This is a genomic window from Salegentibacter flavus, from assembly GCF_900115145.1.
Lineage (GTDB): Bacteria > Bacteroidota > Bacteroidia > Flavobacteriales > Flavobacteriaceae > Salegentibacter > Salegentibacter flavus.
Genome location: NZ_FOVL01000002.1, coordinates 267,793 through 277,040, shown reverse-complemented (window position 1 = coordinate 277,040; position 9,248 = coordinate 267,793). Strand labels below are relative to the sequence as shown.

Below are 9,248 nucleotides of genomic sequence, written 5' to 3'. Positions count from 1 at the left end.
AGAAAAAAGCAAAGCGCCTGCTACTCAGTGAAGAAGGAATTGCCCATCGTAAGCGAAGGTGCTGGGATGTAGAGGCCGTTTTTGGGAATATTAAGCAAAATATGGGCTTCAAAAGGTTTATGCTTCGGGGAATGGATAAAATAACTACCGAAATGGGGCTTATAGCAATGGCCCATAACCTAAAGAAGTTTAGTATAGCCTAAGAGAAAAGATACTACTTCTATTTTTCATTCTTAAAAAAACAGGAAAAACTGACCAGAGCCTACAGATCAAATAACACAAAAGAAAAAAACCGCCCAAAAATTACTTTTTAGACGGCCTCTTTTTTCCTTTATGAATTGAAATTTTTATTCTTCTTCGCTTTTTTTATCTTTTGCTTCTTCGGAATCGGTGAAATCTGTAAATCCGTTTTTGATAAGCAGGTTATACCACTGAAAAATCTTTTTTATATCACTTGTATAAACACGATCTACATCATAATCGGGAAGGATTTCGGCGAAATACTTTTCCAGCTCAGCCTTAGAGGATTTAGGACTTATCGCTTCTCCCCCATCCTCTTTTTCTTTGATCTTTTCGAAAATATCTGCCAGTGGCACCTCTTCGGTATAAGTATAGATCGCAATTTCGCTTAACAAACTAACATTATGACGGATATTTACCGCCATTTTTTTTCCTTCAGGAATAGATTTTACTATAAAACCACCCCGACTTTGGGCAGTAAGTTCATATAATCCTGGTTTTCCTGATATTGCTAATATTTTCTCTAATCCCATAGTATGTTTTCAATTTTGGCTGGCAAATATCACCTGCCTGAACAAATTATCAAAGTCTTTACCTCCCTTTTTTCATATCAGGAAAACGCATCTTATAATCGATCTTGATTTTTCCTTTAGAAATATTGGCGAGTTTGCCTTTTAAAAGCCTCTTTTTAAGGCTGGAAAGCTTATCGGTAAAGAGAATGCCTTCAATATGATCGTATTCATGTTGGATAACTCTGGCAGCAAGTCCAGAATAGGTATCACGGTGACTCTTAAAATCTTCATCCTGATATTCTATAGTGATCACCGGTTTTCTGAATACGTCCTCCCTAATCTCGGGAATACTAAGGCAACCTTCGTTGAAAGCCCATTCATCCCCTTCTTCATCAAGAATTCTCGGATTGATAAAAACTTTTTTGAGGTTATTGAGCTGTTCCCGCTCCTGAGCCTCCAACTCTTCATCTTCAGCAAACGGACTCGGATCTATCATAAATAGTCGTATAGGAACACCTACCTGTGGAGCTGCAAGACCAACTCCATAAGCATTATACATGGTTTCCCACATATTATCTATCAATTCCTTCAACTTGGGATAATCTTCAGGTATTTCTCTGCATTTCTTCCTTAAAACCGGATCTCCGTAGGCTACTATTGGTAAAATCATTCTATTTAATTGAATATTTTAATTTTTTAAATTCTGATAGACTTCTGCAGAATATCGATTACTCAATAATGATTATTCACTATTCATTTTTAAAATTTATTTGTATAAATACGATTGCAGGATAATGGTTGCACTTATCTCGTCGATTAATGCCTTGTCTCTGCGCTTCTTTTTTTTCAATCCGCTGTCTATCATTGTTTGAAAGGCCATTTTTGAGGTAAAGGCCTCATCCACCCTTTTTACAGGCATTGAGGGGAACTTTTCAAAAAAACCTTTTAAAAACTCCTGAATATGAACTTCGCTCTGAGATGCTGAACCGTCCTTCTGTTTTGGCTCTCCCACAAGAACCAACTCTACGCTTTCTTCCCTGAAATATTTTTCAAGAAAAGGCAAAAGCTCCCTTGTATTAACGGTAGTGAGCCCTGATGCAATTATCTGAAGCTCATCGGTTACCGCTATCCCGGTGCGTTTAGTTCCATAGTCTATAGCCAAAATACGTGCCATTCCACAATTTTGCGCAAAGGTAATGTTTATAATCCATTACTGCCAAAATTTAGCCCGAAGCCCTTATATTTGCTTAAAATTTCAGAATATGGAACAATTAGAAGCGAAAATAAACGCAGCCTGGAAAAACCGGGACTTACTCAAAGATACAGAAACCATAAAAGCCATTCGTGAAGTTGTCTCGTTATTAGACGCCGGAGAATTAAGAACCGCCGAGCCTACCAAAAACGGCTGGCAGGTTAACGAATGGGTGAAAAAGGGCGTAGTGCTTTATTTTCCTATTCAGAAGATGGAAACTTTAGAAGCCGGTATTTTTGAATACCACGATAAGATTCCACTAAAAAAGGGATATAAAGAAAAAGGAATTCGTGTGGTACCCAATGCCGTTGCAAGGCACGGAGCCTATATCTCCAGCGGAGTGATATTGATGCCAAGCTATGTGAATATTGGCGCTTATGTTGATGAAGGCACTATGGTAGATACCTGGGCCACCGTTGGAAGTTGTGCCCAAATTGGCAAGAACGTACACCTCAGTGGAGGAGTTGGAATTGGCGGCGTTCTGGAACCGCTCCAGGCTTCTCCTGTGATTATTGAAGACAATGCCTTCCTGGGATCCAGGAGCATAGTTGTTGAAGGCATAAAAGTTGAAAAAGAAGCAGTGCTTGGTGCCAATGTAGTGCTTACCGCTTCCACTAAGATCATAGACGTAACTGGGGACGAACCAAAGGAAATGAAAGGAATAGTTCCTGCACGATCTGTGGTTATACCAGGAAGTTATACCAAAAAATTCCCTGCGGGAGAATACAATGTTCCCTGTGCACTTATTATTGGAAAAAGAAAAGAATCTACAAATAAGAAAACCTCTCTAAACGATGCCCTGAGAGAATATGATGTAGCGGTATAGCCCCCCTAACCCCCGAAGGGGGAATTTTAATTCTTCATTTTATGAAAGATGGTCTGGAAATCTTAAATAAATTAAATACATATTAACTCCTCCCTTTCGGGGAGGCTGGAAGGGGCCTATGAAAATACTCATAATACAGCAAAAGATGATTGGGGATGTACTTACTTCCTCAATCTTATTTGAAGCACTTCGGAAGAAGTATCCAGAAGCCGAGCTGCATTATTTAATTTATCCGCACACAAAACCGGTGGTGGAAAACAATCCTTTTATAGACCGGATAATCACCTATAATCCCGAGGAAGATGGGAAACCTCAAAACTTTTTAAATTTCCTGAAACTTATCAGAAAGGAAAATTATGAGGTAGTGATTGATGTATATTCCAAGATTGCTACGGGAATTATAAGTAAAGCATCAAGAGCTCCTGTTCGTATCTCGTATCACAAATGGTACACTGCTCATTTTTATACTAAAACTGAAAAACAGCTCCATAAACCCCAAACAGATGCCGGGTTGGCCGTCGAGAACAGGATGTTATTGTTAAAAGCATTAGGGAAAGATTTCCCGGCAGAATTAAAGCCTAAGATCTATCTCACCGAAGAGGAAAAGACAGATGCTGAAAAACAACTTACAAACGCGGGAATTGATCCTGAAAACTCTTTATTTATGATAGGAGTTTTGGGAAGTTCAAAAGACAAGACCTATCCCCCGGAATTTATGGCTATTCTACTGGATGAAATCGCAAAAATCACACAGGCAGATTTTCTATTTAATTATATTCCGAAGCAAAAAGAGGAAGTGGAAGAAATCTATAATTTATGTGCACCCAACACCAAAAAACGAATTCATCTGGATGTTTTTGGAAAAAGCCTCAGAGAATTCCTCGCCCTCACCGCCCACTGCAATGCCTTAATAGGTAACGAAGGAGGTGCTATTAATATGGCAAAAGCCATGGACATCCCTAGTTTTTCAATCTTTTCGCCACAAATCAAGAAAGAGAATTGGAGCATCTACGAAGATGGCATAAGGAATGTCTCGGTACATTTAAATGATTTCAGTACAGCTTTACATGGTCTTTCCCAAAAAGAGATCACAAAAAATAATGGACGTTATTATGAACTACTGGAACCAAATCTTATTTTCGCCTCCCTTGATAAATTTTTAAAGATAACCTCCACGAAAAAAGTGGGGACAAAATAACATTATGAAGATTATTATTTTAGCCGCAGGTATTGGTTCCCGTCTGGGCAATCCTTTTCCAAAACCTTTGACCCCTTTAAAAGGAGGAAAAAGCATTATGGAAAGACAGATGGAGAATTTGTCGCAAAATTTTAATGAGCATGATATTTCTGTGGTCGTAGGTTTCAAGAAGGACCTTATTATGGAACGTTTCCCCGACCTCACCTATATTTACAATCAATTTTTTGATGCCACCAACACCTCCAAAAGTTTGTTGAAGGCCCTGAAGAAATACCGCAATGAAGATGTACTGTGGATTAACGGCGATGTAATTTTTGATGTTGAACTCTTTTCGGTTTTAAACCAGGAGATCGAAAAAAAGAATTCCTTTGTTTCCGTCAATACCTCTAGAGTAGCTGAAGAAGAAGTTAAATACACTTTAAAAAACGGGTTTATAGACGAGCTTTCTAAACAAGTGAAAGACGGCTTGGGGGAAGCTGTAGGAATAAATTTTATCTCCAGAACAGATATGCCGGTATTCCTGAAGCAGCTTGAAAATTGTGATGACAACGATTACTTTGAAAAAGGTATAGAAATGGCCATCGAACAGGACGGCCTAAAAATAAAGGCTGTAGATATTTCAGATTTCAGGTGCATGGAAGTAGATTTTAAGGAAGATCTTGAAGCTGCAAACAATTTGTTCTAATATGAAATTTACACTCTTTTGCCAGAATCCTTACGCCTTCGGAATTTTAAAGCCCATCATGCAGGACCTGAAAGAAAGAGGAGATGAATATTTGTGGTTTCTAACTCCCAATCTTTCGGATAAATTTCCTTTTGAGAACGAACCCCACACGTTTGATGTGGAAGAGTTAACCTCCTTTGAAAGCGATGCGATTCTGTGTCCGGGAAATGAGGTGCCTCACTATTTACGCGGAGTAAAAGTGCAAATTTTCCACGGACTGGCAGGGGAGAAAAAAGGACATTTCAAAATACGTCATTATTTTGACCTTTATCTCACCCAGGGGCCATATTTTACCCGAAGGTTTAACCAGTTAAAACTAAAACACCGGAATTTTGAGGTCATCGAAACCGGATGGCCCAAACTCGACATCTACGGAAAGGATGCCAATAAATATGAAGCAGAAAAAAAGCAACTCTTAGAAGAACACGCGGCTTCAAAAATGGTACTGTACGCCCCTACTTTTTCTCCTTCTCTTACCTCTGCCCCTTTTCTGCTGAAAGAAATAGAGAAACTTGCAGAAAATAAAGAGTACTTGGTGGTGATCAAGTTTCATGACCTAATGGCTCCTGAAATTATCGCTCAATATAAAGCGCTTGCTGCCAAAAAAGAAAATATTGTTTTTGAAGAAGAGCCCAACATCGTTAAATTCCTACTGATGGCAGATATCATGATCAGTGATACTTCGTCTGTAGTCTATGAATTTCTCTTACTCGACAAACCAGTTATCACGTATAGAAATAATTCCCAGGAAATTCTGTGGGACGATCAGAAAGAGTATTCAGATCTTACCGAAAGAGTGGTTGCAAACTTAGAAAAAGATGAATTCAGGCAGAAGAGGAAAATTGTGATCGCGGAATACCACCCATACAACGACGGGCAGTCTGCCAGGAGAATGGTGGAAGCGGTGGAACAATACATCGAGGAAAATGGAGTTCCCAAAAGAAGGAAACTTCCGCTCCTAAGAAGGAGAAAAATAAACAAGATGTTCAAACAAAAAAAGAAGAAGGTTTAGAAATTATTTTTTTGGCAACTTATTTTTTCCAGAATTTCAATTTCTTTTTTAGTTTCTTTTTTCTTCTGAATTTTTCCTGAAACTGGTTTGTGAAAAACCACATTTTTTCAAAAACCTCGTTTTCAGATTTATCGATCAACGAGGCATATTCATTTGCCATGATCCTTATCATCTCTCTATTTGGAGTAAGGCGCGAGAAATTTATCATGCGTTGGGTGAAATTCAGTTTGCCGAAATTCATTCGATTTAGATCTACCAGAAAGAATTCATAATCATCCCCATGTAGTTTAATTAAGGTGTTACCCGGCGAATGATCCAGAAATTCCACTTCCTGCTCGTGAAGGTAGAAAGTAAACCTCGTAAAAGCTCTTAGGATAGCCTCATGTCCTTCCTGTTCAAGGTTTATTTCCCTAAAGGTAAGATCTGGCTTTAGCTGTTGGCTTACATAGTAACTCCTTAAAAATTGAATAGCAGTAGTTTCCTCGGCGTAGGCAATTGGGGTTGGAGTGCCAATACCTTTCTTACTTAAAATTTGGGCATAATAAAAGGATCTTTCAGCCTTGGATTTTCTAAAAAAACGATAAACTATTTTATTAACTGAATTTGGAACTTTAAAGGATTTAATATTTATTCTCTCCCCATCCAAATTAAAAAGCTTTATGGTATTCCTATCCCCTTTTCCCAAGATATCTCCTTCATTGCTGAAGTTTTCAATGAAATGGGAAATCTGATCTTTCCGGTCCCGGTATTGAGGAGAAACAATTATTTTCATTCTATCGGTTTATACATTGAGTTTTGAGCTAAGTATTTATCTACCCCATTCCGGCACCATTGCTTGTTTTCTTTAATGGTGTTTTGCTGAATCTTAGAATTTACCGCTACAAATTCTTTAGATTTTTCGGGATGATAAATGTGGTAAACAATTCCGCCATATCTCAAGCGTTTCCCTTTTATATTTTTATTGAGCAGTCTAATCACAAACTCAGAGTCTTCCCGCCCCCAACCTTCCATAGCTTCATCGTATCCATTTACGGCTAAAAAATCTTTTCTCCAGTAAGAAAGATTACATCCACGTGTCTTTTCTGAAAAATCAGATTTAGGCTTGTAAAACTCCTGAAAAACCGGAATTCTGATATTTCGGGTTTTATTTTTGATGTTGGAAGAGAAAAGAGAGAATTCTGCTTTGTCTAAGTCCAAAACTTTTTTTACTGCCTCAGGTTTAATATTAACCCTGGACCCAAACAAAAATACTCCTGATTCTGCCCGTGCAAGATGATCTTCAATAAAATCCTTATGCATGATGCAATCGCCATCTATTTGAATAATATAATCTGAAGTACATTTAGCCAAAGCTTTATTAAGAATTGCGGACTTACGGAACCCCTTGTCCTCCTGCCAGATATGAGTGACTTTCAAATTAATCTCTCTCTTAAAATCCTCTATAATATCCCTGGTTTCCTTTCCTGAGCCATCATCAGCAATAATAACCTCATCTGGATACACCGACTGGTTACGAATACTCTTCAAAACTACCTTTAAGGCCTCAGGCCAGTTATAAGTAGAGATAAGTAAGGCAGATTTCATTTCCAAATCATTGCTTTTAATAAGGCCTGATGGCCGTGCAAAGGTAAAGTTTTTAATAAATATAGCTTAATGCAATTAGCCGAAGGTCGGTCTTGCCAGCAAGTATGGTATTCTGACTCATTGCGATTCCCTGAAATTAAATCTGTAATTTAGCTGCCGGTTTTAAACCTGTAGCGATTTCCAAAATTCGGAAATAAATGCTTCTCTAAATTTAATCAAACTGTTTTGAAAATTCTTCATGTTTCCGGAGTAAAAAACTGGGGTGGTGGTGAAAACCAGATACAGGTGCTTTGCCGGGAATTCAAAAATCATCATCCAGAAATTCAAAACCTAATCCTTTGTAATCAAAAAGGATGGTTATACAGGCGTTTAGAAAAAACAGATTTAAAATTTCTTGCCGCTCCCCTGGCCCTTAAAATTGATCCCAGGTTTATTTTGAAATTAATTACTGTTTGTAACCGGGAAAAAATAGACCTAATCCATTTACACGATCCTACTGCCCTTAGTCTGGCAGTAATGGCTGATCATTTTAAAGATCTCCCCCCCTTTGTTTTGAGCAAAAAAACGAGTTTTCCAATAAAACAGAGAAAGCAAAGTCTTTATAAGTACAATTATCCCAAAATCAGAAAAATCTTTTGTGTTTCAGAAGCAACCCGTATGGTTTGTATTAAAAGCATTAAATCCCCGGAAAAAGTCTTAACTCTTTACCACGGGATTGACAAGGATTTGCAGGGATCTTCAAAGGCCAGTCTCAATATTAGGGAAATCCTTAAAATTCCTTCAGAAAAAAAAATTATAGGTAATATTGCCAACCATATAAGAGCAAAAGACCTTCATACGCTAATAAAGACTGCAAACCAACTTATAAATCTTGAAAACAGAAGCGACTTTCATTTTGTTCAAATTGGGAACTTTGCCAAGGAACGTACGAGTTTGCTTAAAGTGGCGGTAAAACAATATGGTTTGGAGGAAAATTTTAGCTTCCTGGGCTTCCGTGAAAATGCTTCAGCACTTATTCCTCAATTCGATATCTCCATAATGACTTCTCAAAGCGAAGGCCTACCTCAATTTATCTATGAATCCTTTTTTCATAAAGTTCCGGTAATAAGCACGTCGGTGGGCGGAATCCCGGAAATTATAACCCATAAATCCAACGGTTTACTGGCAGAGGCCCACGATTATAAAAAATTATGCGAAAACATTCTGTTTTTAGCTAATAATGAAGAATTGATCCCGAAATTTGCAGAAATTTCCTATCAGAAGTTATTAGAGAATTTCACTTCTGTAATAATGGCTAAAAATACTTTTGAAGAATATAAAAAAATACTCAATGAGCGATTATAAAACCGAAATGCAAAATTGCATGGAAACCCTCAAGCGCGGTGGACTCATCCTTTACCCCACCGATACAGTTTGGGGAATTGGCTGCGACGCTACTAATGCAGATGCGGTAGATAAAGTTTATGCTTTAAAAAAACGCAAAGAAAGTCAGGCGCTAATTTGTCTTGTTTCAGATTATAAAATGCTGAACCAGTTTGTAGAAGACGTGCCTGAAGTGGCTTACGATATCCTGAAATATGCCAACAAACCCACAACAATAATTTACGATGATCCCATCAGGGTTGCCGAGAACCTTATTGCCGATGACAATTCACTGGCGATTAGGGTTTCTAAGGATAAATTCAGCAATGAATTGGTTAAAAGATTCAGAAAACCAATCGTTTCCACATCAGCCAACATAAGTGGTGAAAAAACTCCTCAATCCTTTGCTCAAATCAGCCCGGAGATTTTAAAAGGTGTGGACTATGTAGTAAATTTACAGCGCTCAAAACAGTCTGGCAAACCTTCGGCTATCATTAAGTTAACAAACGATGGTAAGGTGACTGTGATTAGGAAATAG

The 9,248-nt window shown here is 38.0% G+C and carries 12 protein-coding genes; 7 read left to right on the top strand and 5 right to left on the bottom strand.

Annotated features, from left to right (window positions below; all coding sequences use genetic code 11):
• A partial coding sequence (locus BM266_RS03480; protein WP_139220586.1) for a transposase occupies positions 1-203 on the top strand: 203 nt, incomplete at its 5' end.
• A gap of 144 nt (positions 204-347) precedes the next feature.
• On the opposite strand, the gene BM266_RS03475 is transcribed toward BM266_RS03480, so the two are convergent.
• The 3 genes from BM266_RS03475 to ruvX all read right to left on the bottom strand — a co-directional run bounded on the left by BM266_RS03475 (position 348) and on the right by ruvX (position 1,926).
• Complete coding sequence (locus BM266_RS03475) at positions 348-773, bottom strand: DUF5606 family protein (RefSeq protein WP_093405886.1); 426 nt, start codon at positions 771-773, stop codon at positions 348-350.
• Positions 774-831: 58 nt separating this feature from the next.
• Positions 832-1,422, bottom strand: a complete 591-nt coding sequence (gene def, locus BM266_RS03470) for a peptide deformylase (protein ID WP_093405883.1) — start codon at positions 1,420-1,422, stop codon at positions 832-834.
• 96 nt (positions 1,423-1,518) lie between these two features.
• Entirely contained in the window at positions 1,519-1,926 is a 408-nt protein-coding gene (ruvX, locus tag BM266_RS03465) for a Holliday junction resolvase RuvX (RefSeq protein WP_093405880.1), read from the bottom strand.
• Between the two features lie 88 nt (positions 1,927-2,014).
• Here ruvX and BM266_RS03460 point away from each other — a divergent pair, with 88 nt between their 5' ends.
• The 4 genes from BM266_RS03460 to BM266_RS03445 all read left to right on the top strand — a co-directional run bounded on the left by BM266_RS03460 (position 2,015) and on the right by BM266_RS03445 (position 5,764).
• Positions 2,015-2,830 carry a 2,3,4,5-tetrahydropyridine-2,6-dicarboxylate N-succinyltransferase gene (locus BM266_RS03460; RefSeq protein WP_093405937.1) on the top strand — a complete coding sequence of 272 codons (816 nt, stop codon included), beginning with the start codon at positions 2,015-2,017 and terminating at the stop codon, positions 2,828-2,830.
• A gap of 118 nt (positions 2,831-2,948) precedes the next feature.
• Positions 2,949-4,028 carry a glycosyltransferase family 9 protein gene (locus BM266_RS03455; RefSeq protein ID WP_093405877.1) on the top strand — a complete coding sequence of 360 codons (1,080 nt, stop codon included), beginning with the start codon at positions 2,949-2,951 and terminating at the stop codon, positions 4,026-4,028.
• Between the two features lie 4 nt (positions 4,029-4,032).
• A complete protein-coding gene (locus tag BM266_RS03450) occupies positions 4,033-4,713 on the top strand; it encodes a phosphocholine cytidylyltransferase family protein (protein WP_093405875.1) in 681 nt (226 codons plus the stop codon).
• Between the two features lies 1 nt (position 4,714).
• Entirely contained in the window at positions 4,715-5,764 is a 1,050-nt protein-coding gene (locus BM266_RS03445) for a CDP-glycerol glycerophosphotransferase family protein (RefSeq protein ID WP_093405873.1), read from the top strand.
• Between the two features lie 19 nt (positions 5,765-5,783).
• On the opposite strand, the gene BM266_RS03440 is transcribed toward BM266_RS03445, so the two are convergent.
• Both BM266_RS03440 and BM266_RS03435 read right to left on the bottom strand, forming a co-directional pair.
• Positions 5,784-6,536, bottom strand: a complete 753-nt coding sequence (locus BM266_RS03440) for a protein kinase family protein (protein WP_093405871.1) — start codon at positions 6,534-6,536, stop codon at positions 5,784-5,786.
• A complete protein-coding gene (locus BM266_RS03435; protein ID WP_093405869.1) occupies positions 6,533-7,348 on the bottom strand; it encodes a glycosyltransferase family 2 protein in 816 nt (271 codons plus the stop codon). Before BM266_RS03435 ends, BM266_RS03440 begins: the two co-directional genes overlap by 4 nt.
• Before the next feature lie 225 nt (positions 7,349-7,573).
• On the opposite strand from BM266_RS03435, the gene BM266_RS03430 reads away from it, so the two are divergent.
• Together BM266_RS03430 and BM266_RS03425 are read left to right on the top strand one after the other, a co-directional pair.
• A complete protein-coding gene (locus BM266_RS03430; protein WP_093405867.1) occupies positions 7,574-8,692 on the top strand; it encodes a glycosyltransferase family 4 protein in 1,119 nt (372 codons plus the stop codon).
• Positions 8,679-9,248: an L-threonylcarbamoyladenylate synthase gene (locus BM266_RS03425; RefSeq protein ID WP_093405865.1), complete on the top strand. Its 570-nt coding sequence runs from the start codon at positions 8,679-8,681 to the stop codon at positions 9,246-9,248. The genes BM266_RS03430 and BM266_RS03425 overlap by 14 nt, the downstream gene beginning before the upstream one ends.